General features: G+C 48.5%; 1 pseudogene. It reads right to left on the bottom strand.

The annotated features are described in order from the left end of the window. Positions 1 to 573, bottom strand: a pseudogene (locus R7Z47_RS26080) (two-component sensor histidine kinase); the annotation flags it as partial.

The raw sequence follows: 573 nt of genomic DNA, 5'->3' as shown, positions 1-573 counted from the left end.
TTCAAGAGCGTTTTCTACGTTTAGGCGCAGGATTGTCAGCGGCGTTTTGAGCTCGTGTGCGGCGGCTCGCGTAAAGCGCTTCTCTCTCTGCCACGCTTGTTCAAGTTCAGAAAGCAATGAATTGAGTGCTTCCACCAACGGAGCAAGCTCGGTTGTGTTGTCGGTAACATGAATGCGGTCTAAGCGGTGCACGTTTCGTTGCGTGATAGCCGTGCGTAGATCGTTAATCGGTCTGAAATACCTGTCTATCAGCCAGAACAGCAACAGCAGCAAAGTCGGCAATAGTAGTAACTGTTCGATGGACGTCGACAGAGCGATTTCATGGATGATCTCTTTACGTATCTTCTGCTTTTCAGCAACGACTACGTATTCGTTCTCATGCTCGGTCTGTGGTAATGAGAGTTGGAAAGTGCGCCACTGCACGCCGTCTTTGGTAATGTCGGCGTAGCCGTTGTTATCAAAAGAAGAAGAAAGAGAGCGCAGATTCGGAGTGGAACTCCAGATCAACTTGTTGTCACGGTAGAATTGAAAAACGAGATTCTGTTCGTAGGGGTGACCAAATTTGGTGGCTTT

It is taken from the genome of Vibrio sp. 1641 (assembly GCF_033339995.1).
GTDB lineage: Bacteria > Pseudomonadota > Gammaproteobacteria > Enterobacterales > Vibrionaceae > Vibrio > Vibrio alginolyticus.
This window is presented reverse-complemented; position numbering and strand designations above follow the sequence as displayed.